21 protein-coding genes are annotated in these 25,555 nt (G+C 53.4%); 13 read left to right on the forward strand and 8 right to left on the reverse strand.

The genetic code is table 11. From position 1 onward, the window contains the following. Nucleotide 1: 1 nt before the first annotated feature. Nucleotides 2-805 (forward strand): carbon-nitrogen hydrolase family protein, encoded by an 804-nt coding sequence (locus QQJ87_RS06240; protein ID WP_284280607.1) that lies wholly within the window; start codon nt 2-4, stop codon nt 803-805. Between the two features lie 26 nt (nt 806-831). Continuing rightward, nucleotides 832-2,301 (forward strand): metalloprotease TldD, encoded by a 1,470-nt coding sequence (gene tldD, locus QQJ87_RS06245; RefSeq protein WP_284280608.1) that lies wholly within the window; start codon nt 832-834, stop codon nt 2,299-2,301. An 8-nt stretch (nt 2,302-2,309) separates the two neighbouring features. Here the strand turns inward: tldD and QQJ87_RS06250 are convergent, their stop codons facing one another. Further along, entirely contained in the window at nt 2,310-2,846 is a 537-nt protein-coding gene (locus QQJ87_RS06250) for a hypothetical protein (protein ID WP_284280609.1), read from the reverse strand. A 297-nt stretch (nt 2,847-3,143) separates the two neighbouring features. Between QQJ87_RS06250 and aroG the strand changes: the two genes are divergently transcribed. Then, a complete protein-coding gene (gene aroG / locus QQJ87_RS06255; protein WP_284280610.1) occupies nt 3,144-4,211 on the forward strand; it encodes a 3-deoxy-7-phosphoheptulonate synthase AroG in 1,068 nt (355 codons plus the stop codon). On the opposite strand, the gene QQJ87_RS06260 is transcribed toward aroG, so the two are convergent. Both QQJ87_RS06260 and QQJ87_RS06265 read right to left on the reverse strand, forming a co-directional pair. Beyond that, a complete protein-coding gene (locus QQJ87_RS06260) occupies nt 4,212-5,207 on the reverse strand; it encodes a M48 family metallopeptidase (RefSeq protein WP_431310081.1) in 996 nt (331 codons plus the stop codon). Nucleotides 5,208-5,218: 11 nt separating this feature from the next. Next, entirely contained in the window at nt 5,219-6,367 is a 1,149-nt protein-coding gene (locus tag QQJ87_RS06265; RefSeq protein WP_284280612.1) for a YjgN family protein, read from the reverse strand. Between the two features lie 124 nt (nt 6,368-6,491). Between QQJ87_RS06265 and uvrA the strand changes: the two genes are divergently transcribed. From uvrA to QQJ87_RS06280, 3 genes are all read left to right on the forward strand, one after another. Then, nucleotides 6,492-12,071 (forward strand): excinuclease ABC subunit UvrA, encoded by a 5,580-nt coding sequence (gene uvrA / locus QQJ87_RS06270; protein WP_284280613.1) that lies wholly within the window; start codon nt 6,492-6,494, stop codon nt 12,069-12,071. A 145-nt stretch (nt 12,072-12,216) separates the two neighbouring features. Beyond that, nucleotides 12,217-12,954 carry a hypothetical protein gene (locus QQJ87_RS06275; protein ID WP_284280614.1) on the forward strand — a complete coding sequence of 246 codons (738 nt, stop codon included), beginning with the start codon at nt 12,217-12,219 and terminating at the stop codon, nt 12,952-12,954. A gap of 444 nt (nt 12,955-13,398) precedes the next feature. After that, nucleotides 13,399-15,696: a hypothetical protein gene (locus tag QQJ87_RS06280; protein ID WP_284280615.1), complete on the forward strand. Its 2,298-nt coding sequence runs from the start codon at nt 13,399-13,401 to the stop codon at nt 15,694-15,696. Between the two features lie 21 nt (nt 15,697-15,717). Here QQJ87_RS06280 and plsY read toward each other — a convergent pair whose 3' ends face one another. Further along, nucleotides 15,718-16,326 (reverse strand): glycerol-3-phosphate 1-O-acyltransferase PlsY, encoded by a 609-nt coding sequence (gene plsY, locus QQJ87_RS06285; protein ID WP_284280617.1) that lies wholly within the window; start codon nt 16,324-16,326, stop codon nt 15,718-15,720. A gap of 45 nt (nt 16,327-16,371) precedes the next feature. Continuing rightward, nucleotides 16,372-17,265, reverse strand: coding sequence for a site-specific tyrosine recombinase XerD (gene xerD / locus QQJ87_RS06290; RefSeq protein ID WP_284280618.1), 894 nt, complete (start codon nt 17,263-17,265; stop codon nt 16,372-16,374). A gap of 44 nt (nt 17,266-17,309) precedes the next feature. Between xerD and pdxH the strand changes: the two genes are divergently transcribed. Beyond that, nucleotides 17,310-17,942: a pyridoxamine 5'-phosphate oxidase gene (gene pdxH, locus QQJ87_RS06295; RefSeq protein WP_284280619.1), complete on the forward strand. Its 633-nt coding sequence runs from the start codon at nt 17,310-17,312 to the stop codon at nt 17,940-17,942. Here pdxH and QQJ87_RS06300 read toward each other — a convergent pair. Beyond that, nucleotides 17,939-18,553 (reverse strand): RING finger protein, encoded by a 615-nt coding sequence (locus QQJ87_RS06300; protein ID WP_284280620.1) that lies wholly within the window; start codon nt 18,551-18,553, stop codon nt 17,939-17,941. The genes pdxH and QQJ87_RS06300 overlap by 4 nt on opposite strands. A gap of 187 nt (nt 18,554-18,740) precedes the next feature. On the opposite strand from QQJ87_RS06300, the gene QQJ87_RS06305 reads away from it, so the two are divergent. From QQJ87_RS06305 to QQJ87_RS06325, 5 genes are all read left to right on the forward strand, one after another. Beyond that, nucleotides 18,741-19,319, forward strand: coding sequence for an ANTAR domain-containing response regulator (locus QQJ87_RS06305; RefSeq protein ID WP_284280788.1), 579 nt, complete (start codon nt 18,741-18,743; stop codon nt 19,317-19,319). Continuing rightward, nucleotides 19,316-20,314, forward strand: coding sequence for a CmpA/NrtA family ABC transporter substrate-binding protein (locus QQJ87_RS06310; RefSeq protein WP_284280621.1), 999 nt, complete (start codon nt 19,316-19,318; stop codon nt 20,312-20,314). The genes QQJ87_RS06305 and QQJ87_RS06310 overlap by 4 nt, the downstream gene beginning before the upstream one ends. A gap of 209 nt (nt 20,315-20,523) precedes the next feature. After that, the gene (locus QQJ87_RS06315) at nt 20,524-21,888 is read left to right on the forward strand and encodes a CmpA/NrtA family ABC transporter substrate-binding protein (RefSeq protein ID WP_284280623.1); all 1,365 of its coding nucleotides are present in this window, start codon (nt 20,524-20,526) and stop codon (nt 21,886-21,888) included. A 39-nt stretch (nt 21,889-21,927) separates the two neighbouring features. Then, nucleotides 21,928-22,986 (forward strand): ABC transporter permease, encoded by a 1,059-nt coding sequence (locus QQJ87_RS06320; protein ID WP_284280624.1) that lies wholly within the window; start codon nt 21,928-21,930, stop codon nt 22,984-22,986. Nucleotides 22,987-23,002: 16 nt separating this feature from the next. Next, on the forward strand, nt 23,003-23,806 hold the full coding sequence (locus QQJ87_RS06325) for an ABC transporter ATP-binding protein (RefSeq protein WP_284280625.1): 804 nt from the start codon (nt 23,003-23,005) through the stop codon (nt 23,804-23,806). Here the strand turns inward: QQJ87_RS06325 and QQJ87_RS06330 are convergent, their stop codons facing one another. Continuing rightward, on the reverse strand, nt 23,807-24,376 hold the full coding sequence (locus tag QQJ87_RS06330; protein ID WP_284280626.1) for a hypothetical protein: 570 nt from the start codon (nt 24,374-24,376) through the stop codon (nt 23,807-23,809). A gap of 113 nt (nt 24,377-24,489) precedes the next feature. Here QQJ87_RS06330 and QQJ87_RS06335 point away from each other — a divergent pair, with 113 nt between their 5' ends. Beyond that, entirely contained in the window at nt 24,490-25,068 is a 579-nt protein-coding gene (locus QQJ87_RS06335; protein WP_284280628.1) for a M48 family metalloprotease, read from the forward strand. Here the strand turns inward: QQJ87_RS06335 and QQJ87_RS06340 are convergent. Further along, nucleotides 25,065-25,535 carry a hypothetical protein gene (locus QQJ87_RS06340; protein WP_284280630.1) on the reverse strand — a complete coding sequence of 157 codons (471 nt, stop codon included), beginning with the start codon at nt 25,533-25,535 and terminating at the stop codon, nt 25,065-25,067. The genes QQJ87_RS06335 and QQJ87_RS06340 overlap by 4 nt on opposite strands. Nucleotides 25,536-25,555: the final 20 nt, after the last annotated feature.

A 25,555-nucleotide genomic window follows, 5' to 3' on the forward strand; every position in this document is an offset into this window, starting at 1 on the left:
CATGAGCCAAGTCACCGTTGCCAGTTTGCAGATGATTTCAACCCCCGACTGGAAGGCCAACCTTCTGGAGGCGGCTCGCCTGATCGCCGAGGCGGCAGACCGTGGTGCGAAGGTCATGCTGCTGCCTGAGTACTTTTGCATCATGGGAATGGGCGACCGTGCCAAGTTGGCCATACAGGAGCCGTACGGCGAAGGTCCAATTCAGGACTTTCTGGCTCAACAGGCCCGTCAGCATGAGGTTTACATCATTGCAGGCACCTTGCCGATTGAATCGGATCAACAAGACCGTGTTTACAACAGCACCCTGGTGTTCGATCCAGATGGGCAATGCATGGGTCGGTATGACAAGATTCATCTCTTCTGCTTCAACAATGGCCGGGAATCCTACAACGAAGCCAACACGCTGGTGGCGGGCAAAACGCCTGTGGTAGTCGACTTGGCTGGTCTTAGGGTGGGGCTGTCCGTGTGTTACGACCTGCGCTTTCCTGAACTGTACAGGGCCATGGGCAAGCTGGATCTGATCGTCGTGCCGGCGGCATTCACCTACACCACTGGCAAGGCCCACTGGGAATTGCTGTTGAGGGCGCGCGCGGTGGAAAACCAGTGTTATGTGCTGGCGTGTGGTCAGGGCGGCCAACATGAAAACGGACGTAGAACGTTTGGGCACTCCATGCTGATTGACCCGTGGGGTGAAGTGCTGGCCTGCGAAAAAGAAGGCGCTGCCGTGGTGTGCGGTGTGCTGGACACTGATAAGATAGACCAGGTAAGAACCAGTTTGCCCGCATTGACGCACCGTGTGATGTGAGGCAAGCCCATTGACAGGTGTAATTCATGAAAGCAGTTGAAACCGCAATTAACCACATCGCCACCGCTCAGGACATTCTCTGGACGCCCTACGGCCTGAACGAAGAGCATGTACACAAGGCGTTTGCCGAGATTTTCAGTCACAAAGTGGACTTTGCAGACCTGTATTTTCAGCACAGCCTGATCGAAGGGTGGTCGCTGGATGAAGGCATCGTGAAATCAGGCAGTTTCAACATCGAGCAGGGTGTGGGTGTTCGTGCGGTCAGCGGTGAAAAAACAGCCTTTGCCTATTCCGATGACATCGGATTGAAGCCGATATTGCAAGCCGCCAAATCTGTTCGTGAAATTGCGGGTGTTGGCAAGTCAGTCAGCAAAAGCCTGAAAACCGGCAAAGGCTTGAACGCCGGAGCAGGCCTGAATCTGTACGGTCCGCTGAATCCGATTCCGACCCTGACCTCCACCGAGAAGGTGGAGCTGCTTCGCCGGCTTGAGCAATTCGCACGCAAACGTGACCCAAGGGTCATTCAGGTGATGGCCAATGTAGTCGGGGCCTACGATGTGGTGATGGTAGTACGCAGTGATGGGCATTTGGCCGCCGACATTCGACCGCTGGTTCGTGTGAATGTCAGTGTGGTGGTGGAAAGCAAAGGTCAAAGAGAAACTGGCTCGTCAGGCGGCGGCGGTCGGTTTGGTTTTGCGTACTTCGACGATGAGCGATTGAAACACTACGCTGACACGGCCGTTGATCAAGCCCTGATTAATCTTGAAGCCAGGCCTGCGCCTGCCGGGGCACAAACTGTGGTGCTCGGCCCAGGCTGGCCTGGAGTGCTTCTGCATGAGGCGGTGGGCCATGGTTTGGAGGGGGACTTCAATCGCAAGGGCTCCAGCGCATTCAGCGGTCGAATTGGCGAGCGGGTGGCAGCCAAAGGCGTGACCGTTGTGGATGATGGCACGCTGGTTAACCGACGTGGTTCACTGAATGTAGACGACGAAGGCAACAAAACGGAATGCACCGTTTTGATCGAAGACGGCATTTTGAAGGGCTACATTCAGGACATGACCAATGCACGACTGATGAAAATGCCAGTCACTGGCAATGGTCGCCGTGAAAGCTTTGCGCACTTGCCCATGCCCCGCATGACCAATACTTACATGCTGGGCGGAGACACCCCGCCTGAGGAAATTATCGCCAGTGTGAAAGATGGCGTGTACGCCGTGAATTTTGGTGGTGGACAGGTGGACATCACCAGTGGCAAGTTTGTGTTTTCTGCCTCATTGGCTTACAAGATTGAAAATGGCAAGGTGACCTACCCAGTGAAGGGGGCAACCTTGATCGGCAATGGCCCCGACGCGATGACCAAGGTCAGCATGATTGGCAACGATATGGCACTGGATGAAGGTGTGGGTGTGTGTGGCAAAGAAGGGCAAAGCGTACCAGTCGGTGTGGGGCAGCCCACCCTCCGGATTGACGGTCTGGTGATGGGCGGCACGCAATGAGCACTAGCCTAGTGCTGTCGGGGCTGTGGTGAAGGAGGCTGCTGAACCTCCTCCTCAATGTCCTCCAGCAAACTCAATAAAGTGTGCGTGGTGGAGTCAGTGGCCAGGTTTTTTGCAGCCCTTATTGCCCTTTTCCCGGAGTATTCCTCGCCGTTGACTCGAATCTGCTCGCCGTCTTTCAGGAAATCACTGGCCAGATACCATCCCAGATGACTGCTTGGGTGTAACTCAAGCCCTTTTTCGAGGACAGATTTGACTTGCTGCCTGGCCGCATCATTCAACGGCGTTCCGGTGTCTCGGGCGTCCAGTAACAAGTGTTCTAATCGATCGAATGTGTAAGCCGCTGTGGCTTTGAAGACATGCGGTGAAAACGGAATGCCAATTTCCGGGCCGTATCTTTGTTCAAGCTGGTTTTCCCGAATGTCCTTTAAGAAATCATTTGCCAGATTTTGAGCTCGCAGATTCAAGCCCTGCTCTGTGGTGCTGGCGTTTGTGACAGGGATGGGGGCGTTCGTCGGTATCTGACTATTTTGGATTGGATGCATGAAAAGCGTTGAATTCAAATGAAAGTCTTTCGTTGCAACACGTGGGTTTTAGTTCACATTGCTTGCTAAAATGCGGATCGGCGTGTGGTGAGCCTTGCGCGTACAGTCCAAATTGGTTAAATTGCTGCTATGACTTCAGTAATCGCTCACTCTTTTTACGCTTTTTTTGGCTTCTTTGCCTGGTATTGGCAAGCGGCGGAAGAGGGTTGTGCTTAAGCGAAACTGAAAGCAAACAAACACCAAACCGCCAGGAAGTAGAACCTGGCGGTTTTTTTTTGCATTCAGGAGATTTTGAAAATGAACACGGTGACTGACGATTTGAGAATCAAAGAAATCAAAGAATTGAACACCCCAGCGTCTGTCATTGCGGATGTGCCCATGACCGCGGACGTGGCTAAAACCGTGTCGAACTGTCGTGAAGCCATTCACAAGATTCTGCACGGTGCAGACGATCGCCTGATTGTTGTCATGGGCCCCTGCTCAATTCACGACACCAAGGCGGCCATGGAATATGCCAAAAAGCTGATGGCCAAACGCGCACAATATGCCGAAGATCTTGAGATTGTGATGCGCGTGTACTTCGAAAAGCCGCGCACCACAGTGGGCTGGAAAGGTTTGATCAATGACCCCGACCTGAATGGCAGTTTTCAGATCAACAAAGGCTTGAAAATGGCCCGTGAGGTGCTGTTTGACATCAACAGCCTGGGTTTGCCAGCGGGCACCGAGTTTCTCGACATGATCACGCCGCAATACATTGCTGACCTGGTTAGCTGGGGGGCGATTGGTGCGCGCACCACTGAAAGCCAGATTCACCGTGAGCTGTCCTCCGGTTTGTCTTGTGCCGTGGGTTTCAAAAACGGCACAGACGGAAACGTCAAAATTGCAGTCGATGCCATCAAGGCAGCGCAACATCCACACCACTTCCTGAGTGTCACCAAAGAGGGTCGCAGTGCGATCGTCAGTACACAGGGCAATGAAGACTGCCACATCATTTTGCGTGGTGGCAAAGCCCCCAATTACGATGCAGCCTCTGTGGAAGCTGCCGCGACCGAGATTGGCAAGTCAGGTCTGGCTGCCCGCATCATGATTGACGCCAGCCATGGCAACAGCTCAAAGGTGCCGAAGAACCAGGTGGGCGTGTGTGAAAACATCGCCGAACAGTTGGCTGCCGGTGACGCCCGCATCATGGGTGTGATGGTTGAAAGCCACTTGGTAGAGGGTAGGCAAGACCTGGAGCCAGGCAAGCCGCTGACCTACGGGCAAAGCATCACCGATGGTTGCGTGGGCTGGGACGACAGCGAGGCTGTGCTGGAAACACTGGCCGCTGGCGTGCGCAAACGCAGGTTGGCTCAGGTAGGTCACTGATTAATGGGGTTTGTGCATGGCTTTTCTGATCATGGAAAGCCGTGCTTCACTGCCTGGATGGCTACTCAGAAAGGAGCCCGCCGTGTTTTCTGGGTCCAGTGTGGCCAATTTCTGGTGTAGTTTCAGCAAACTTTCCAGCGAAAGCTGCTTTTTCTCAAATCGTGCAATCGCGAATTGATCCGCTTCGGTCTCGAATTCTTTGGAGTACGAGGCGTTGACAGCGGCTGTGGACAGCGCTGCCAGAATGGAGGAGCTGTCGCCGAAAAGGGCGAATGCAAAGACGCCTGAAACGCTGGTTTGAATGACTTGGCGGAGCAAATGGCGTTTCTGAATGTGACCGATTTCATGGGCCAAAGCACCCATGATGGCGTCGTTGTCGTTGACCAATTTGACCAGTTCATCGGTGAGGACAATGTTTCCATCGGGTAAGGCAAATGCATTGGGCCCCATCGCTGAAGATCGGAATACGAGTCGCATGGGGATGTGATCTTCCGTCTGGCTTCGAAGTGCATCAAATTGCTTGATCAACGACTTGCGCTCTTTCACTGCAAGCGATGAGGGCAAAAAAATCTGTTTGTCCAACAATTGGAGCGTGTTGTCGCTCAGTTTGCTGAGGGTGTTGGCCGGCAATTGCTCAGCCAGAACCTGAACGCTGAGGGGTAGAAGCACTTTGTAGCAGCCATAGGCCAGCATCAGGCTGACAAGAATTGTGGTTATCAGATGCCAGTACGACCGAACCATTCGGTCATACCAACTTGTCGGTGTCCGCAAGCGTTCTGGCAGCGTTTTTGCATACTGACGGTCAATTTCCAAAATGGCTTGGCCATTCAGAACAAACTTGAGTGGTGCCCCCGGCACTGGCTCAACGATTTGCACTGAAGACAGATCGAATGAACGAATGGACTCAGAATTCTCAAGGCATACGGAATCCTCAAGAATGCGGACTTCCACCGCATGTCTCTGCGAGTTTTGCCCATCTTGAAAGACTCCGCGCATCAATGAGTTGCTCAAAGGGCAAGGTCAATATTCAAACTGTCGAAAATGCTGTCAGCAACCATCCCTTTGGATGGCTCAACTGGCTTGAATTCAGCAACCAGTTGGTCACAATCGCCCAGTGACAGGGATTCCAGCTTGGCGGAGATGATCTTGACCTTTGCCACTGGGTAGTACAGCCCGAAAGTGCAGAGGGTCAATACCCCGTTGATCAGGCTTAGACCAATGAAGGATCCCAGGGGCAAGGCGCTTTTGAACGGATGCCGATGGTTCAGGTTGACGTGGTTCCAGTACAGGTTGTGGGCGCTTGCCTGCACGAATGCTTTGTAGGCCCAGAAGGCCAGTGGCGGCAGGATGACCAACAGCAGTTCGGGCCCAGCCGAGACAATTCGCCCGGCAACTGTCGCCAGGTTCGGCAGGCCACCCCCCGAGATCACTGCAAATATTGCAGCGGCAACCAGGGCAGCTGTGCCGCCGATGCACACCGCGACCCACACGGCAGCTTTGCGCAGCAGGATCGGAAAACGCAATTCCGATTGAAACTGCATGTCGCCAAATTGGGCGTTGTTTCCAAAAAACAGGGCCTGCTTCCAGATCAGGTAAACGATTGCACCTGCTTCCAAGACCACAAGGCTCAGGCCCGTGATCAACATTTTAAGCATTGGCGCATCTGCAAAAACAAGCCCAGTCAGCCCCCCAAGCAAGCCTGCCAGCACACCGCAAAGAATCAGCATTCCGAGGAATTTAAAAAGCACGATGTAATAATCGCCAACCGACCCAGAAAACCCCATGCGCACATTCCCGATGCTGGTGTTGCTCAAATTGAAACGCACGCTGCGCACCAGCAGCGCAGGAAAGGCAAACCAGAATACGACAGTCAATAAGGCTGCAATTGGAGCGGCAAACAGCGAACAGACGGCGAATACAGCCAATGCAACCATCACCAGCACATGACCAACAAGCATGGATTTGGGATTCGCATGGAAGTCGAAGCGCTGACCGTTTATTTCAGTATTTTGATAGAGATATCGTTTGGTGCGTACCCGCGCCCATGGACGGTAAAGGCTTAAGGTCACAATCGTGAGTAGAACATTGACAACCCAGATTTTGAAAAATTCAGCGCCTTTGCCGTGAAATTGAAAGTGGTTTGAAGTTGATTGCATGAATTTAAGTGAAGTAGAAAAATTGGCAATATGAAGCACGACTCTGTGGGACACGCGGGCCATTTGGTTCCATTGCCCATTACAATCAAAGCCAGATTGTTGTATCAAATCAGACTCACGCCTTATGAAATCCACCCGCAAAGCAAGCGCTGAAACGCAGTATCTCGGCAACCTCATTCGCATTCGCGGGGCTCGCCAACACAACCTCAACGACGTTGACATTGACATCAAGACTGGTGAAATCACTGTCTTTACGGGGGTGTCTGGAAGTGGAAAAAGCTCGCTGGTGTTTGACACGCTGTATGCGGAAGGTCAGCGCCGCTACGTCGAGACTTTTTCGCCTTACGCGCGGCAATTTCTGGATCGCATGGACAAGCCGGATGTGGACTGCATCGAAGGCGTGTTGCCTGCGATTGCGATCGATCAGGCCAACCCGGTGCGCACGTCACGCAGCACTGTCGGTACGATGACCGAGATCAATGATCACCTGAAGCTGATTTATGCACGGGCTGCCCATCTGCACTGTCGGCAATGCGGTCAATGGGTCAGGCAAGACACAGTGGCCAGCATTCGTCATTCGATCGTTGAACGCGCGGCCGATCTGGGTGATCCCCGCCTCCTGATTACTTTCCCTGTGCAGGTTCCTGCAAAAATGGACGCGCAAGAGGTAGCAGATTTCTTAAGTGCCCAAGGTTACACGCGCATTCACCGGGAAACCGTGGTGAAAAAGGGACGCACCAACAGCCACAAAATTCTGGATGTGGTGCAAGACCGATTCCGGGTTGGCGGTGTGGAAGAAAGTCGGTTAAGCGACGCTGCGGGAAGCGCTTTGCTGCGCGGCAAGGGCAAGCTGAATGTGTTTGTGCTGGCTGAAGAGGGTCAACCCGAGCCTGAGCCATGGCGCTATTCAGAAGGCCTGCATTGCGCCACATGTGACCTCGAGTACACCTTGCCTTTGCCGAGCCACTTCTCGTTCAATTCACCCCTGGGCGCTTGCGACACTTGCCGTGGATTTGGCCGGGTGATTGGCATTGATTATGGACTGGTCATTCCAGATGAAAGCAAAAGCCTGGCGCAGGGGTGTGTGAAGCCCTGGCAAACCGAAAGTTTCAACCCCTGCCAGAAAGACCTGGTTCGATACGCCAAAAAGCGGGGCATTGCCACCGACATTGCCTATCGTGATCTTCCCGAGGAGGACAAGCTTTGGGTGATTGAAGGGGACGCCAATTTTGATGGCAATTGGGAAGGCCCCACCTTTTATGGCGTGGCCCGCTTTTTTGAATGGCTGGAAACCCGCACTTACAAGATGCACGTGCGAGTGATGTTGTCGAAATACCGCAGCTACACCCCTTGTACAGCCTGTAACGGTGCCCGCTTGAAGCCCGATTCGCTGCTGTGGCGACTTGAAGGACACACCATACACGACTTGATGAAAATGCCGGTTACCCAGGTCAAGTCTTTGTTTGATACCTTGCGTTTGCAGGGTGCGCTGGATGAAGCAAGCGACCTTGTGTTGCAGGAAATTCGAACCCGCCTGGGCTTTTTGGTGCAGGTCGGCCTGGGTTACCTCACGCTTGATCGCCAAAGCCGAACTTTGTCTGGCGGCGAGGTGCAACGCATCAATCTGACCACGGCTCTGGGCAGTTCGCTGGTGAATACCCTCTTTGTACTGGACGAGCCGTCCGTAGGGCTGCATCCGCGCGACATCGCCCGTGTGGCTCAAGCCATGCAACGTCTGAAAGCGGCAGGCAACACTTTGGTCGTGGTTGAACACGACCCGCAATTGATGAACCAGGCGGATCGCCTGGTCGACATCGGGCCTGGTCCGGGTGAAGCGGGCGGCAACATTGTGTTTGACGGCAGCCCAGCTGACATCGTCCATGCTGATTCACTGACTGCGCAGTATTTGAAAGGTCAGAGAAAAGTCGTGGAGGCCTCTACGCCATTGGGCGATTCCGGGCAGCACATTGCGTTGCATGGTGTGCGGGCCAACAATTTGAAAAATCTGGATGTGGACATTCCCTTGAACCGTTTGGTGGTTCTGACTGGTGTGTCCGGTTCGGGCAAATCCACCTTGGTGCAAGATGTTTTGGTTCCTGCCATCAAAAAAATCAAAGGCGAGCCGACGGAGCCCCCTGGCGAATTGGATGGCCTGACCGGGGCAGATCTGATTGCCAACCTGGCCTTCGTGGACCAAAGTCCAATCGGGAAGACCACTCGAAGCAACCCAGCCAGTTACGTGGGCGCGTTTGATGAATTGCGCAAGCTGTTTGCCAAAACCACCGTGTCGGTTGAGCGCGGCTACAAGCCCGGTTTTTTCAGTTTCAACAGCGGTGACGGCCGTTGCCCGGTGTGTGCAGGCAATGGTTTTGAGCACGTTGAAATGCAGTTTTTGAGTGACGTGTATCTGCGCTGCGCTGAATGCGGTGGCACACGTTATCGCCCCGAGGCGCTGGAAGTCACGCTGGAGCGAAAAGGCGAAACCTTGAACATGGCGCAAGTGCTCGAATTGACTGTAGAACGGGCCTTGCATTTGTTCGAGCATGACACCGCTTTGCTGAAAACACTGAAGCCACTGGAGTTGGTGGGTTTGTCGTATTTGCGCTTGGGGCAACCAGTACCGACTTTGAGCGGCGGCGAAGCACAACGCCTGAAACTGGCCGGATTCTTGGCGGGCATCAAAACCAGCGTCAGTGGACAAAAGACCGCTACAAAGGGCGATCTGTTTGTGTTTGATGAACCCACCACGGGTTTGCATTTTGACGACGTGGCAAAGTTGATGCGATCGCTGCGACTGCTGCAAGAGGCGGGGCACAGCGTGCTGGTGGTTGAGCACAATCTGGACGTGATTTGTGCTGCCGACTGGGTGATTGACCTGGGGCCTGAAGCAGGCGAGGCAGGAGGGCAGCTGGTGGCACAGGGCACACCGCTGGAACTTGCCAAGGTCCACGGCAGCCACACTGGGCAGGCGATTGCCCAATACTTGAACCAATCCGATTTGCTGCAGGCCGCTGACCTGAATGCATCGATCGATATGGTGGAGGATGTGGGCCTTGCCTATGGGTCCACTGGCGCATTGAAGCGCGCCCAGACCGCAGGCATAGAAATTTTGCACGCCCGTGAACACAATCTGAAGAATGTCAGCCTGACCTTGCCCCGGGAGAAGATGACGGTCATCACGGGGCCGTCGGGCAGTGGCAAGTCAACTTTGGCGTTCGACATTTTGTTCAGCGAGGGGCAACGCCGGTATCTGGAAAGCCTGAATGCTTACGCGCGTCAGTTTGTGCAACCCGCCGCCAAGCCGGATGTGGATGCGATTTTTGGAATTCCTCCGACGGTGGCGATTGAGCAGCGCACCAGTCGGGGTGGTCGCAAAAGTACCGTGGCCACGGTCACCGAGGTGTATCACTTTCTGCGCCTGATGTATGTGAAGTTGGGCATTCAGCATTGTCCGGCCTGTTCGGTGGCGATTGCGCCCCAAAGCATGGCCAGCATGTTGGCGCAGATCATGCAAAGCTACAAAGGCAAAAGCGTTACCCTGTTGGCACCGCTGGTGCAGGGCCGCAAAGGCATTTACAACGAAATCGCCAAATGGGCTGTGGACCGTGGCTATGAAAGGTTGCGAGTCGACGGGGCTTATGTGCCCACCAACCCCTGGCCGAAGCTGGCCCGTTACCAGGAGCATCACATCGAATTGCCGGTGCAAACACTGCTGGTGGAGCCCAAAGCCGAGCAGAGTATTCGGCAAGCGTTGGAGACTGCCCTGGAGCATGGCAAGGGCAATGTGATGGTTGAAAGTGAGGCGGGTTCAGTGCGCTACTTCTCGACCAAGCGCGCCTGCCCGAGTTGCGCACGAAGTTTCCCTGAACTCGACCCGCGACTGTTTAGCTACAACAGCAAGCACGGCTGGTGTCCGTCTTGCTTTGGGGTCGGCGAGAAAATCGATGGGTTTGATGCCGAAACCACCGGCGAGGAGGGGCGCTGGCTGTCTGAACAAGATCGCAGCGCTGAAGACGATGGCGACAGTGTTTATCTGGGCAACAGCCTGACATGCTCAAGCTGCAACGGGCAACGGTTGAACGCCACGGCACTGGCGGTCAGCTTCAAGGGCCAGAGTATTGCCGAGGTGGCCGATCAAACCGTGGCAGACGCCTTGACCTGGTCTGAACGGCTCACCTTGGATGAAAGGGAGCAGACCATTGCCAAAGACATTCTGCTGGAAATGCAGGGGCGCTTGAAATTCCTGAAGCAGGTGGGACTGGATTACCTGCACCTGAACCGCAGTGCGCCTACCTTGAGTGGCGGTGAAGCCCAGCGCATTCGGCTGGCGTCGCAACTGGGTACCAACCTGCGTGGTGTGTGTTACGTATTGGACGAGCCTACCATTGGCCTGCACACGCGTGACAACCACCGTTTGCTGGACGCGCTGGAAGAACTGCGGGCCAAGGGCAACACCCTGGTGGTGGTTGAGCACGACATGGACACCATGCGCCGCGCAGACCGTTTGGTGGACATCGGCCCAGGGGCGGGCAAGCTGGGTGGGCAGATTATGGCCCAGGGTACTGTGGATGAACTGAAACACGATCCGGCCTCACTGACTGGTCGCTACTTGCGCGAACCGATCCCCCGATTGAAGTCGCCGTTGCGACCTGTGGACAAAGACACGCCACGCTTGATGCTTCGCGGTGCGCGCCTACACAACATCAATGGCCTGGATGTGGAAATTCCAGTGGGTAGGCTGGTTGCAGTGACGGGGGTTTCTGGCAGTGGCAAATCCACCCTGGCCCGAGACATTTTGCTGACCAATATGCGTCAGTTCGTGAATCGCAAGGCCGGCGCTTCAACAGACTGGTTTGCGTGTGAGGGCATTGACCACGCCGAATTGATTTCACGCGTGCTGGAAGTGGACCAAACGCCGATCGGAAAGACCCCACGCAGTTGCCCAGCCACTTACATCGGCTTTTGGAACCGCATACGCAATGTACTGGCCGACACCCTGGAAGCGCGCATGCGCGGTTTTGCCGCCAACCGGTTCAGCTTTAATACGGGGCCTGGCCGATGCCCAGTCTGTGAAGGGCAGGGCATGCAGACCGTAGAAATGAATTTTTTGCCGGATGTGAAGGTGGTTTGCGAAGCCTGCCGTGGCAAACGCTTCAATCCGGAAACGCTGCAAGTGGCCTGGCGCGACAAAACGGCGGCAGACATTCTGAACATGAATGTCACCGAAGCGGTGGCGTTTTTTGATGCCCATCCCGCCATCGCCCATCCTTTGAGTTTGTTGCACGACGTGGGTTTGGGTTATTTAACCCTTGGGCAGGCCAGCCCGACTTTGAGTGGTGGCGAGGCACAACGGATCAAGCTGGTGACCGAGCTGGTGAAGGTGCGCGAGAACAAAGCCGGTGTGCAGATGAGCCCACCCACCCTGTATGTGTTGGACGAGCCCACCGTGGGTCTACACATGAACGATGTTGAAAAGCTGATTGCTGTCTTGCATCGCTTGGTGGATGCGGGGCACACGGTGGTGGTGATTGAACACGATTTGGATCTGATTGCCCAAGCGGATTGGGTGATCGACATGGGGCCAGAGGCCGGTGTGGGCGGAGGTCAACTCGTTGCGCAGGGAGTGCCTCAACAATTGAAACCTGTTCGCAAGGGGCTGGTCAGTCACACCGCCAAGGCGTTGGACGATTTTTACAAAGGGTAAAGGAACCAACTTTTTTTAATTGCTACTTAGTTCGGTTTTTGATGCATTGATCGGGAACTTCAAGCTCTTCGGTGACCACCCAAACTAAACGGGTATACCGCCGAAGGGCAAGTTCTGGTCGGTCACATTTCGAACGGGTAGCAAGATGCCAGCACAATTTGACGCCAAATCGTACATCAGCAAACAGGCTTTCAGTCCAGTCACTGAGGTTTGGGATCATGACGAGAAAATGGTCATTTCTTCCTTCACGAAGAAAGGTGGAGTTGATGAAGCTGTGGCTGATATTGCTGCCACTTCTCGTGAAGTGTGTGCCGCAGCCATTCAGTCTCTTAATCTAAAGAATGGAGCTGCGCTCGATATTCATTTGCTGAATGGGGCAATGGCCACGCTGGAATCTGTGTTGAAAAATATCGATGGACAGCTGAAAGATCAACACATCAGATTATTGAAATCTCAATTTCAAAAATTCAAGGCGTTAAAGAACCTTCATGCGAAGAAAAATGGCTTTGAATTGGTGTCCAGAAATCAAGGCGAATATAGCGAAATAGCAGCCGATCTTCGAAAAGTTGATCCACGAAATGAACAATTCGCCAAATTCGCTGCTCAGCTAAAAGGTGATAGGGAAGTCACCTCGGCCCTATCCAGCGCCAGTGAACAACCAAGTTCCGTCCTGCCCTCTTCCCAGAATAATTCTGCGTCCGAGGTCTTTCCTGCAGCGAGCTCAAAAATCTCGTCCGCCCTGGAAGTTCCTCTGAATGGCGTTCGATCCTCAATCGAAGGAACGCTTCACACTCTAGGGAATTCACCTTTGGAGCATTCAAAAGCAACACGCCTTAGAGAAGTGCAGGCAATGCTTGATGCAATTCCCGAGCAGCCGAATTAACCGAACATCCGAATTAATTTCTCGTTGGAGTCTGATATGCCCGGTGCAAATCCAATTGCTGATCAAGTTTCAAACCCTGTGAATTCGGCTGTCGTGAATAGTCAATTGACTCAGGCAGTCAATTTGGCGGAAATGTCGAATAACCTTGCGAAAATGTTGTACGAAGACCAGAAAAATGGTCAAGGCCAACGCTTCGATCAACTTTTCCCAGAGATGAAAAAGTCATTGGAGGCAGTGATTGATCTTCTTCAGGCAACGAGAGCAGGCGTTTCTTCAGGCTTGCAAAGTTCTGGTTTGATTGAGACGAAATCAAGCTCTCCGGCTTCTGTCAAGGTCGCGGTGCAACGTGAACTGAACAATGTGTTGTCAGAGATTGATGGTTTGAATTTGCCCAAATCGTTTGTGCACCGTCTCAAGCAAAGTGCCAAGGTGGCGGCTGAGGAATTGTCCAAGAAGGAAAGCATAGAATCAGGCTCCATCAATAGCAGTATCAAGTGCAGATCTTTGAGTCTTCTATCGGAAGAGCGCCTTGATGATGTGGCCAGGCAGTGGTTAGACGAGATCAAAACGGCCTTGCCAGACGAACACTTAACCACGGCCCGTCACGTCGCGTCAAAAATTCAAACCATTCGAGCTGATGGCTTCTTCAAACTTTTGTCTTGTGCCTTGACACCTTTGCCTGTCCAGATTCCAGCAGCGCCTGCCAATGCTCGCGATGCAGCGGCTCGCGCCGCCGAAGCCCGCGCTGGAGGACGTGCTGAACCCGATCCTGTTCTTCAGCCGACATTCCGGCCGATTGATGATTTTGAAGTATTCGCCGATTCAGCTGAAGAAATTCGGCATCAAACAAAACAGCTATTGAATCGAGAGTTACCCACTGAACTGGCTGCTGCACTTGATCTGGATGGCGCATTTCAAGAAATCGACGCAGGTCCATTGTCCGATCTTGGTGCTGTTTTGAGGAATCGACTGGAGGCGGCAGACGCTCCGGATGCTCCGGAAGCCCTTAAAAATCACATGGCGGACGTCAAGTCGATTTCACAGGCTATCGGAAACTCCCCAGGCATTCCAGATACTCTTTTCGATGCGCAAATACTGAACAATTTCGTCAATGCCAAAGCACTCGATCTGGCCTTTCATCAGAAGACCAGGGCCACCGAACCCGAGGTTTATGAAAATGAGTTAACTAAAATCTCCGAGGAAGCTTTGCACAAAGCCATGGTGGGTCGAATTGGTCGAGACATGGGGCTGGATGCCAATCGAACGAATGCCATCAAAAATTTCATTTCGGAATTGCAGATGAAAGGCGCTTCAGCCACTGGGAACACCTCTGCTGCAGTTCACGCACTTAAACAAGCGACTGAAATCTTTGGAAAAGGCGCTGTTGCGTCTTATGCCAAGTGGGGCATGAGCCAGTCGCAAAGACGCAATGCAATCGCCCAATCGGTGGTGGGCTATGTTCAATATTTGACGGGCAGCAGCGATGAAGCCAGCGGCCTGATCAAACAGATGATCAAAAAACCAGCAAGTGGGCAGCCCCGGCCTGGCAATGGCCAATTGACGGACGAAGCAAGTAGGCAATTGGAAAAGTTGGGACAAAGCCTGGTGGATTTGGTAGACCCCAAGCTCAACGTGCATCGCAATAGCGAACTGGAAAGTGTGTTCAGAAATTTGGTGGAAGGCTCGCTTGTAGCCAGTGGAGTAGACAGCCATTCCGTGCAAAGGGCGAGAGAACCCGGAAAGCAGGTTCAAAAACCAATAGTCCTGACAGCGCGATCTATGGCTGTTAAAGAAGCGGAAAATCCAACAGCCAACAACGGTATTCTAAATAAAATCACCCGAATTGGCCTTCCGGTGATGCGTGACGACACAGCAGGCAGAGCCCTTAAGATTCAAAGAACGCTGCAGGCAAACATCGCCAAATCGCTGTTGTTTCATGAAAATAGACTTACCCTAGATCGGGTAAACGAAATGATTGAACAATCCACCAGTTGTGCGCAGTTGTATCAGATTGGTCTGCTTGTGGCGGTGGCCGCCGGTGAACGTCGGTTGGCAACCCGTGCTGGAACCGCTTTGTTGGAGAAATCGTTTGACTTCGAAAAACGTTCAGCTGTGGGTGCCAAGGTGGCAGACAAACAAGTGCTTAGAGATTCGGTGCTATTTTTGATGCGTGCTGATGGGGATTCTTTGTCGGCAGGCTTGCATAACGAGTTAAATAGGCAGGTTACTGTAGGCGGTGCATACAGCGCCAATGGGGTCTCAGATCAAGAGAAGAGAAGCGGCAAGGTTGATCCCTTTACTTTGAGAAGAACGGCGAGGAAAGAGGCTCAGAACGAAATTCTGGATCGTGTACCCGAAGCTGAGCCTGAAGCGGCGATTCCGGCGCCAGTGCCACCAGTTGTGCCTCGGGTTGTGCCTCAACGACAAGGGTCGCGGATTGTAGAAATGAGTCGATTCAACGGACTTATGCGTAGAACCATTCAAACTGTTTTCGAAAATCCACTTCCCGACATTCCTTTAAGCGACGAGCATCAAACTGCTTTGCGGGCAAATCTGCTTCGTCAGCTGACAGAGGGTGCCGCAGCAGATCGATTCGATCTCTCTCAAGCCGATGAAGACGGGCTCTACGAACGAATGAATCGTGCCTTGAATGTCCTTCTGCCTGAGGCAGATGAATTCACGAAAGAGCAGTTAAACGTGGAACTGACGAGCACTTTTATGCGCCTGAAGGAAACTCGATAGCTTGATGGACGCGAAAATCGGTCAGGATTTTTTCTGACCGATTTTGCTCTCTTTGCCTGCAATCAGGTTGGCAATATTTTGCCGGTGGCGGTAAATCAGCAATGCTGACATCACGGTGATGGCGGCGGTTTCCGGTTGAATGCCAAACAGCAGCGCATCGTAAAACACGGCGAACACCGCGGAAATGAGTGCAGCCAATGAGGAGTACCTGAAGAAGTAGGCAATAATCAGCCAGGTTGCTGCCGTGGCCAGCCCGAGCACCCAATTCAGGGCGAGCAAAACGCCCAGCGCAGTCGCCACGCCTTTGCCGCCTTCAAACTTGAAGAAAATCGGGTAAAGATGACCGATGAATGCCGCAAGGCCAATGAATGCAATGTCACCTTGGCTGTAGTTCAGCGCGTCCTGGAAGTGATAGGCGATGGCCACTGCAACTGTGCCTTTGATGGCGTCACCGAGCAGGGTCAGGATGGCCGCCTTTTTGTTGCCGCTGCGAAGCACATTGGTAGCCCCTGGGTTTTTTGAACCGTAGGTTCGGGGGTCTGCCAAACCTGAAAATCTTGAAACGATGACGGCGAAGGAAATGGAACCGAGCAGGTATGCCACTACGAGGCCAGCAATCAGATTCAGCACAGGCAGTCCTTTTTGAGGTGGTTGTAATTGCCCGATTGTAGCGATTTAACGCGCCCTTGGGTGGCTGCTTTGCAGAATGCTGCGCAAGTGTTCCTTGGCCACGTGCGTGTAGATTTGGGTGGTGCCGATGTCCGCATGACCCAAAAGCAACTGCACCACGCGCAGGTCTGCACCGTGGTTCACCAGATGGGTTGCGAAAGCATGTCTTAGTACGTGCGGACTAATCGGGCTATTAATGCCTGCCCTCAGTGCATACTGTTTAATCAGCTTCCAAAAGCTTTGTCGAGTCATTGCGCCGCCTCGGCGCGTCACAAACATGCTCTCGCTTAACTGACCGCTCAAGATTTGAGGTCTGGCCTGCGCCAGGTAATAAGTGATTGCCAATCGCGCAGGCTCGCCCATGGGGATGAGCCGCTCTTTGTTGCCCTTCCCGGTGACCAATATTGAGTCTGCCTGTAGGTCTACGGCGCGCAACGGCAGGTTGACCAGCTCAGAAACACGTAGACCACAGGCATAGAGCAATTCCAGCATGGCCAAGTCTCTGGCTCCTTCAGGAACACTTGGGTCTGGGGCATTCAGTAAATCGTTGACCTGTTCTTCTGTCAGTGTTTTTGGCAAGCGTAAGCCCTGCTTTGCGCTGTGCAATTGGGCGGTGGGATCGCTGTCCGTCAGCTTTTCGCGAAGGGCCCACACATAGAAACGCTTGATCGCGCTCAGTTTTCGGTTCAGGCTGGCTGGCTTTAATGCTTCCAGGCTTTGCACATAGCCGTTCAAATTGTCGCGGCTTAGTCCGAATGGATCTGGGTTCGGACCTTGGTACGCTTCTAGCCAGTGTGCGAATTGTTCAAGGTCAGCCCGATAGGCAGACAAGGTGTTGTCTGCAAGCCCTTCCTCAAGCCAAAGCTGGTTGCAAAATTCATCAATCAGTTTGTGTATCATGAAGGCTTCGAGCAGTTGCGGGCTTGTGGCCCTGGAGCAGTGGTATGTCAATCGCAGATTTACGCAAAGATTACACCCAAGCCAGTTTGGATGAGTCAGACGCTTTGTCCAATCCGTTTGATTTTTTCAAAGTGTGGTTTGATCAGGCTTTACAGGCTGATTTGCCAGAGCCCAATGCCATGACACTGGCCACAGTGAACGCAACTGGCCGACCTGCTGCGCGCATCGTGTTGATCAAAGGGTTTGACGAACGTGGCTTTGTGTTTTTTACAAATTATGAGAGTCGCAAAGGGCGTGAGCTAAATGCAAACCCGCATGCTGCCTTGCTGTTTCACTGGACTGAACTTGAGAGGCAGGTTCGCATTGAGGGGCTTGTGGAGAAGATATCCGCAGAAGAGTCTGACGCCTATTATCACTCACGGCCAATCGGTAGCCGGTTTGGTGCCTGGGCTTCTCCCCAAAGCCAGGTAATCTCCACGCGCGACGAACTTGATCAACGACTTGCCGAAATCAAGCGTCAGTATCCCGAGGGACCTCAGCGTCCACCTTTTTGGGGTGGGTATCGCCTGAGGCCCGACTATTTTGAGTTCTGGCAGGGTCGACCCTCCCGTCTTCACGACCGGTTGAGTTATTCGCAAGACGAACAAGGCTGGACCCTGAGTCGTCTTGCACCTTAGGTTGATCTAAGATTTCTGAGTTGGCTTGTTAAATTGTCGGTCATTCCGACCAGATCCCCAAGCATTTGGGTCAGTTGCGCGTTTGCTGCTGGATCTGTGGCGGTTCTCCCGCTTCGACGAAGTTCGCCGATTCGATCCAGATGAGCGTTGGCATGGACAGCCGTATTCAATGCCTGAGCGGTGTCGGGGTGTCTATATGTTGCCGCTATAGAGGTAGGTTGTGGATTGCCAGACCCCTGTACCAATCGCTGCAGATCTGCGATTTCTGCCATGACGTCGTTAAGTTGACCAAATGCTCCAGCCAATTCGGCCATTCGGTTATTTGCGGGCGTTGGCGCTGGATCTGCGGTCAGGCCTGTGCGTTGAACGATTCCAAGTGCGTTTCGCAGACTCTGACTGAGTAGATTTGCATCTACATCGATTCTGCAAATAGGACAGCGAAATTGATTTCCTGCAACTGGTTGAATGAGCCGTAATGCGCATTCTCGGCATATTTTATGGTAGTCGGAATCGCGTCCGCTGGGATTGTGAAGAACTTCCGCCCCACCTTGAGATGAATAATTGTTGTAGCAGACTGGACACTCGCGACTGGCATTGCTTTCTGCTTGCATGTTGACTCCTATCTCGATTGAAAGCACTTCGTAGCCGACTGCGACTCAAAGTTCCCTCGTCACTTTGAAAAAATGTTTAAAGCAGACGGTCTTGATGTGTCATCATTTTTCACCGTTCCTTATTAACGACGTCTCCTGAACAATGCCCAGAAAGTTATCGGATCCACAAAGAAGCACACCCTTGAGAGTGCTGTTGATCGACGAAGAGCCCGGCCGCGCCGCCATTCTGGAACGCGCCTTGCTAGACATTGGGCACGAAATAGTGGGCAAGTTGAATTCCACCCACAAACTTGCTGAGCACGTGGCTGCTTTTGCGCCTGATGTAGTGATTGTTGACATTGACTCTCCGGATCGGGATTGTCTGGAGAATATGGCCGTGTTGTCTCGCGACAACCCGAAGCCCGTCATTCTTTTTTCGGATGAAGACAGTGAGACCAGCATTACCCAGGCCATCAAGGCGGGGGTCAGCGCTTACGTGGCCGACGGAATGGCACCGGAAAGGATCAAGCCGATCATTCAGGTGGCGGTGGCCCGGTTTCGGGAATTCCAGGCTTTGCGCACTGAATTGCAAAAGACGCGTGACCAGTTGGCTGACCGCAAACTGATCGACAAGGCAAAAGGTTTATTGATGAAGCACCGAAGTTTTAACGAAGAGCAGGCTTACCACGCCATGCGCAAACTGGCCATGGAACGCAACCAGCGGCTGGTGGACACCGCACGCAATGTGATCGAGGTGTTCAACATGCTGGATGGAGGTGGAGTGTGAGCCGCTTTTTGATGAACGTGGGGGTGTTGGCGCTGACCGATTCGGCCCCCTTGGTGGCTGCGCAGCGTCTGGAGTTTTTTCACAAGGCCGGGCTGGATGTTCACCTGCTCAGGCAAACTTCCTGGGCAACCCTGCGTGACAAACTGATTGTGGGTGAATTGCAGGTGGCGCAAATGTTGTCCCCCATGCCGATTGCCATTCAGGCGGGTTTTGGTGGATGCAGTAAGCGATTGATGAAGGCACCGCTGGTTCTGAATCGAGGCGGCAACGGGATCACGGTGTCAACTCACTTAAAGTCGATTCTGGACAGTTTGGGCCCAGGCGAAACCCTGGGCGGGAGGGTGCGTGCTCTGCGATTGAGTGGTGAAATGCCTGAAGGCTTGACCCTCGGTACGGTGTTTCCATTTTCGATGCACACCTTGTTGCTTCGGAGGTGGATGCGCAGCCATGACCTCGATCCTGAGGTGGATGTTCGGTTGCGGGTGGTGCCACCTGTGCGCACGGTGGAAGCCCTACAGAGCGGCTTGATTGACGGTTTTTGCGTGGGTGAGCCTTACAACTCCATGGCTGAAGAGCAAGGTATTGGTGCGATGGTGTCCAGTTCACTGGCGCTGTGGCCCAATGCCCCTGAAAAAATTGTGGGTTGCACTGCGGATTGGGCGTTGTTGAATCACGCGCCTTTGCAGGCCTTCTGCGGGGCGGTCAAGCAGGCTTGCCATTGGCTTGAACAGGACGACGACAATCGCCGTCGGGCCGCTGTTTGGCTTTCAGAGGCGGATTACGTGAATGTACCTTCCACTTTGATTGAGCGTGCGCTACTGGCCACAGTCAATGGTCAACCCTTTGTTCGGTTTGACGGTGGGGTCTTGAGTTCAGCGCCAGAGGATCAGCTTGATCCTTTGATTGTGGAGACGTTTGCCATTCGTGGCGATGACTCTGCGCTGGCGGACGACCTGCACGCAGCCCGCAAGATTTTTTACAACGCGCCCGAATAAGGCAGCACCGGCATTGTGCACTGCGCAATAAAAGTGCGCTTTTCGCCCTGTTTTGGCGTTGTTTACCCCTATTTTAACTGGCATGGTTTCTGCTAGATAACCAATGGCGGGCCAATGAGGGTCCGAATTGAATCGAGCAACGGCGCTCACAGTTCACTGGTCTTTCAGGCTGGGTGGGTTGTGGGTGCCGTTTTATTTGGGAGAAATCCATGTTTGTGAAAAAATTGGCAGGCGCATTGGCCTGTTCAGCAGCGTTGGTGGTAGCAAGCCATGCCATGGCGGCAGTGGGTAAACCTGAAAAGGAAGAGCTGAAGCTGGGCTTTATCAAATTGACAGACATGGCCCCTTTGGCGATCGCCTATGAAAAGGGGTATTTCGAAGATGAAGGCCTGTACGTCACGCTGGAAGCGCAGGCGAACTGGAAGGTTTTGCTGGACGGCGTGATCACCGGGCAACTGGACGGTGCGCACATGCTGGCCGGGCAACCGCTGGCCGCCACCATTGGCTTTGGCACCAAGGCCAACATCATCACCCCTTTTTCCATGGACTTAAACGGCAACGGCATTACCGTTTCCAATGAAGTCTGGAAGGAAATGCTGCCTTTCATTCCGAAGGGCAAAGATGGCAAACCGGTCCACCCCATCAAAGCGGATGTCTTGAAAAAAGTGGTGGATCAGTTCAAAGCCCAGGGCAAGCCTTTCAAGATGGGCATGGTATTTCCCGTCTCGACGCACAACTATGAATTGCGCTACTGGCTGGCCGCCGGCGGAATCAACCCGGGTTATTACGCACCTCAGAAGGGCGACACATCGGGCACCATCAAGGCCGATGCCCTGTTGAGCGTAACCCCGCCGCCACAAATGCCAGCGACGCTGGAGGCTGGCACCATCAATGGATACTGCGTGGGTGAGCCCTGGAACCAGCAGGCGGTGTTCAAAGGCATTGGCGTGCCGGTCATCACGGACTATGAAATCTGGAAGAACAACCCAGAAAAGGTGTTTGGCATCACTGCCGAGTTCGCCAAAAAATACCCCAACACCACGGTTCATTTGGTGAAAGCGCTGATTCGCGCAGCCATGTGGCTGGATGCCAACCATGACGCCAATCGACCAGAGGCTGTCAAGATTCTGTCCAAGTCGCAATACGTGGGCGCTGATGCCAAAGTGATTGCCAATTCGATGACGGGCACCTTTGAGTACGAAAAAGGCGACACGCGCAGCGTGCCCGATTTCAACGTCTTTTTCCGCTACAACGCCACCTATCCGTATTATTCAGACGCCATTTGGTACCTGACCCAGATGCGACGCTGGGGGCAAATCCCCGAGAAAAAGGCGGACAAATGGTACATCGACACAGCCAAGCAGGTCTACAGACCCGACATCTATTCGGTGGCGGCCAAAGAGCTGATTGCCGAGGGCAAAGCCAAGGCCAGTGACTTTCCGGATTTTGCGAAAGAGAGCGGATTCAAGCCTCCTCAAAAGGAGTTCATCGATGGCGTGACTTACGACGGTCACACCCCCAACGCGTACATCGACAAATTCAAGATCGGGCTGAAAGAAACCCAGCAGCCTTGAGTGAATGTGGACACCCTCCACCGGAGAATCGAGATGGACATGAAAGTCAACCAAGCGCATGCATTGGTGTCTGAACTGCCTAAGCTGCCTGAAACAAAAACGGTCAGGCGAACGCCACTGGTGCCTTACCTGGCTCAAAAGGCCAGTGAATCACCCCGCTTCAGGCAGTCTGTGGATGCCACAATCAAGGCAATCGGACTTCCTTTTTTAGGCATTGTGCTGTTTCTGGCACTGTGGGCCACGGTGGCTCCACGCATCAACACTTCCCTGGGGCAGTTCCCGGGGCCGATGCAGGTGTATCAACAGGCGCAGCGCTTGATGGACGAGCATTTTGCAGAGCGGGCCAAAGCGGCTGCCTTTTATGAACGGCAGGTGCAGCGCAACGCAGAGCGTTTGGCGCAAGATCCGAATTACGATGCCAAAATTCGACCCTACACAGGCAAGTCGACATTCATCGACCAGATCGGAACCAGCCTTTACACGGTTTTAACCGGATTCCTGTTGGCCAGCCTGATCGCCATTCCTTTGGGCATATTGATCGGTCTGAGTGCGGGGGCCTACGCCGCCATGAACCCCCTGATTCAGTTGTTCAAACCTGTTTCGCCGCTGGCCTGGTTACCGCTGGTCACGATGGTGGTCAGTGCGGTGTATGTCAGCAATGACCCGATGTTCGAGAAGTCGTTTGTCAACTCTGCCATCACGGTGTTGTTGTGTTCTCTTTGGCCGACCTTAATCAACACGGCGGTGGGTGTTCAATCGGTCAGCAAAGACCTGCAGAACGTGTCACGCGTCTTGCGTTTGGGTCGATTGACACACATCCGAAGTATTGTGCTGCCCAGTGCGGTCCCCATGATTTTTACGGGCCTCAGGCTTTCGCTGGGTGTGGCCTGGATGGTGTTGATTGCGGCTGAGATGCTGGCTCAGAACCCAGGTCTTGGCAAATTTGTTTGGGACGAGTTTCAAAACGGATCGTCCAATTCGCTGGGCCGCATCATGGTGGCGGTGTTGGTGATTGGTTTGATCGGGTTCGTTCTGGACCGCGTCATGCTGGCTATTCAGCGTCGCGTGTCCTGGGACAAAACCATGACCGTGCGATAAGCAAAAGGAGCATTTTATGAGCACCCAGGCACATTTGGAGTTGAGCAAGGTCAGCATTGAATTTCCCACGCCCACTGGGCGTTTTAAAGCCTTGCAGGATGTTCATCTGAAGATTGACAAGGGCGAGTTTGTGTCTTTGATCGGGCATTCCGGGTGTGGCAAATCCACCGTGCTGAACATCGTTGCGGGCCTGTACAAAGCGACCGAAGGTGCGGTGGTGTTGGACGGTCGTGAGGTCAATGAACCCGGGCCAGAGCGCGCGGTGGTGTTTCAAAACCACTCGTTGTTGCCCTGGCTGACAGCCTACCAAAACGTGGAGCTGGCGGTAAAAACGGTCTTCAAGGGTCAGAAGAGCCGGGCTGAAATGAAGGACTGGATTGAACACAATTTGCGCTTGGTTCACATGGAGCACGCCATGCACAAACGCCCCGACGAAATTTCAGGCGGCATGAAGCAGCGTGTGGGAATTGCCCGAGCCTTGGCCATGGAACCCAAGGTGCTGTTGATGGATGAGCCGTTTGGCGCGCTGGATGCGCTGACGCGCGCCCACCTGCAGGATTCCTTAATGGACATTCAGCGCGACTTGAACAACACCGTGATCATGATTACGCACGATGTGGATGAAGCGGTGTTGCTGTCGGACCGAATCGTCATGATGACCAACGGCCCGGCCGCAACGGTGGGCGAGATTTTGGAGGTCCAATTGCCTCGCCCAAGAAATCGGCTTGAACTGGCCGACGACCCCCAGTACAACCATTATCGACACGCTGTGCTCACGTTCTTGTATGAGAAGCAGCGCAAGCAGGTTGAGCTTGCCTGATTATTTCACGTCGCGGTGAACCCAAGCACCCGGATCTAGAAGGGGCTGTTCCATGCCAAGAAAGTCCTCTTCAGTTTTGTAATAGGTCTTGATGAACCCGTCAGCCCTGACGGTAGTTACTTCGCCGGGCTGCAGTGCGTTTTGAAGGCTTTCCAAGGCGTCGGATGATTCACCAAATTCGAGTGCCTTGGTGGCACAGTTCAAGGCGGTGAACATGAATGCGTTGCTTTGTCGTCCAATTCGCTGATAAGCAAGTCGGCGATTGGCCTGTTTGTCATGATTCGAGAATTCATCTGACAGTTTTTGCCAGTCTTCCTGTGTGGCGGTGCCTGCCTCGGCTTTTTGCCAAAGGTTTTTCAAAGCGGTATTTTGAATCTCAAATACATCCACGGGTGCGCCACCCTCGTGGCTGGTTGCATGGTCCTTTAAAAACAGTTTGGCCATGTCGTGAACAACCACGCAAAGGCTGCTTGGGTTGTTTTGCGAGTAGTTCGCCAGTTTTGCAAAGCGGGCCAGCAAAGCCCGGTCTACGGCGGGTGGAGGAGTGTCGATAGAATAAAAGTTGCCCATGGTTCGGTTTTCCTGGAAATCAATTTTGAAAGAACGCTTAAGTGGTTTTCCTTGTTGATTTGTTCCCACATGTGTTAAATGTTTCGTGTGCTATGTAATTTCAAGGAGTGTTCATGGTGCGTTGGTCAATGGCCTGGTTGGTTGCATTCATGTGCCTTCTTCCCGCGGTCACTTTGGCTGCTGAAGAGTCGGACTTGCCGACCGTGATTACTCAGCTGTCAAAAATCATTCCGGATTTCAAACTCGATTACACCGTTGAGAGAACTCGCAGCCGTGCTTATGTGTCAGAGAAGCAGGGTGGGTCAGTCTTGACCATTGACCCGGATTTTTTGAATTTCATCAGTCCGACAGCGTTGTTGTTTGTTGTGGCCCATGAGTACGCGCATGTGTATTTTCACCATCAGGAAAAGCTGGGTGTCGAGGCCATGCAGTTGGCGGCATTGCCAACCCCGGAGATGGCCTTTGAGGCGCTGGCTTCTCAGCCTGTTCAGCAGGAAAAGCTGGATGCCCTGAATCGTCAATTCGAGCTGGACGCCGATGAGCAGGCAGTCAAGTGGCTGGCCAAGCTGGACATTGTGGCTTGCAGCAGTGACGTATTGGCAAGCATCGATGACGGGGGTGTGAGCATGGTGATGGACCGTTCACACCCCGGGTTTTACACGCGCAAACAGTTGATCTGCAGAAAACCTTAGGTTTGTGTGGTTTGGCTTTGTTGCCTGAGCAAAGCCGCAACTTGCCGAAGCGATTCACCACTATAGACACGATGCTGACCCTGCAAAAATAGGGGTATGAATTCATCAGGTCGAATGATGTTCGCAAGGGTGTCCCAGTTTTCGGGTGATTGCGGATGCAATTGAAGTGCGATGACTGCTGCGCCTGTTGCATTCATGGCTTCAGCGGACTGATTGGAAAGACACACTTGCGCAAATACGGCACTGTTGAGGCTGGCCTCGCGATTCAACATGTACTGTGCCAGCTGTCGCCAGTGACTGGCCAGAAAGGGTGCCCTGGCAACAATGTGTTGCGCGATGAAGCTCGCGGACTGACTAAAATAGACTGGTCTTTCAATGGGGCCAGTGGCAGGTGTTGGTGCAATGTCGGTTGGGTGGGATGCACTTGAACTGCCGGCGGCAGAAGCCGGGTTGATGTAATTTTGCATTTGCGGAACCTCCAGAAGAA

The organism is Limnobacter litoralis, assembly GCF_030160455.1.
Lineage (GTDB): Bacteria > Pseudomonadota > Gammaproteobacteria > Burkholderiales > Burkholderiaceae_B > Limnobacter > Limnobacter litoralis.

Bases quoted from the DNA above. Each gene is read 5' to 3' on its own strand.
- QQJ87_RS06240 (WP_284280607.1), top strand. From the start codon at position 2: ATGAGCCAAGTCACCGTTGCCAGTTTGCAGATGATTTCAACCCCCGAC.
- tldD (WP_284280608.1), top strand. From the start codon at position 832: ATGAAAGCAGTTGAAACCGCAATTAACCACATCGCCACCGCTCAGGAC.
- QQJ87_RS06250 (WP_284280609.1), bottom strand. From the start codon at position 2,846: ATGCATCCAATCCAAAATAGTCAGATACCGACGAACGCCCCCATCCCT.
- aroG (WP_284280610.1), top strand. From the start codon at position 3,144: ATGAACACGGTGACTGACGATTTGAGAATCAAAGAAATCAAAGAATTG.
- QQJ87_RS06260 (WP_431310081.1), bottom strand. From the start codon at position 5,207: ATGCGCGGAGTCTTTCAAGATGGGCAAAACTCGCAGAGACATGCGGTG.
- QQJ87_RS06265 (WP_284280612.1), bottom strand. From the start codon at position 6,367: ATGCAATCAACTTCAAACCACTTTCAATTTCACGGCAAAGGCGCTGAA.
- uvrA (WP_284280613.1), top strand. From the start codon at position 6,492: ATGAAATCCACCCGCAAAGCAAGCGCTGAAACGCAGTATCTCGGCAAC.
- QQJ87_RS06275 (WP_284280614.1), top strand. From the start codon at position 12,217: ATGCCAGCACAATTTGACGCCAAATCGTACATCAGCAAACAGGCTTTC.
- xerD (WP_284280618.1), bottom strand. From the start codon at position 17,265: ATGATACACAAACTGATTGATGAATTTTGCAACCAGCTTTGGCTTGAG.
- pdxH (WP_284280619.1), top strand. From the start codon at position 17,310: ATGTCAATCGCAGATTTACGCAAAGATTACACCCAAGCCAGTTTGGAT.
- QQJ87_RS06300 (WP_284280620.1), bottom strand. From the start codon at position 18,553: ATGCAAGCAGAAAGCAATGCCAGTCGCGAGTGTCCAGTCTGCTACAAC.
- QQJ87_RS06315 (WP_284280623.1), top strand. From the start codon at position 20,524: ATGTTTGTGAAAAAATTGGCAGGCGCATTGGCCTGTTCAGCAGCGTTG.
- QQJ87_RS06320 (WP_284280624.1), top strand. From the start codon at position 21,928: ATGAAAGTCAACCAAGCGCATGCATTGGTGTCTGAACTGCCTAAGCTG.
- QQJ87_RS06325 (WP_284280625.1), top strand. From the start codon at position 23,003: ATGAGCACCCAGGCACATTTGGAGTTGAGCAAGGTCAGCATTGAATTT.
- QQJ87_RS06330 (WP_284280626.1), bottom strand. From the start codon at position 24,376: ATGGGCAACTTTTATTCTATCGACACTCCTCCACCCGCCGTAGACCGG.
- QQJ87_RS06335 (WP_284280628.1), top strand. From the start codon at position 24,490: ATGGTGCGTTGGTCAATGGCCTGGTTGGTTGCATTCATGTGCCTTCTT.
- QQJ87_RS06340 (WP_284280630.1), bottom strand. From the start codon at position 25,535: ATGCAAAATTACATCAACCCGGCTTCTGCCGCCGGCAGTTCAAGTGCA.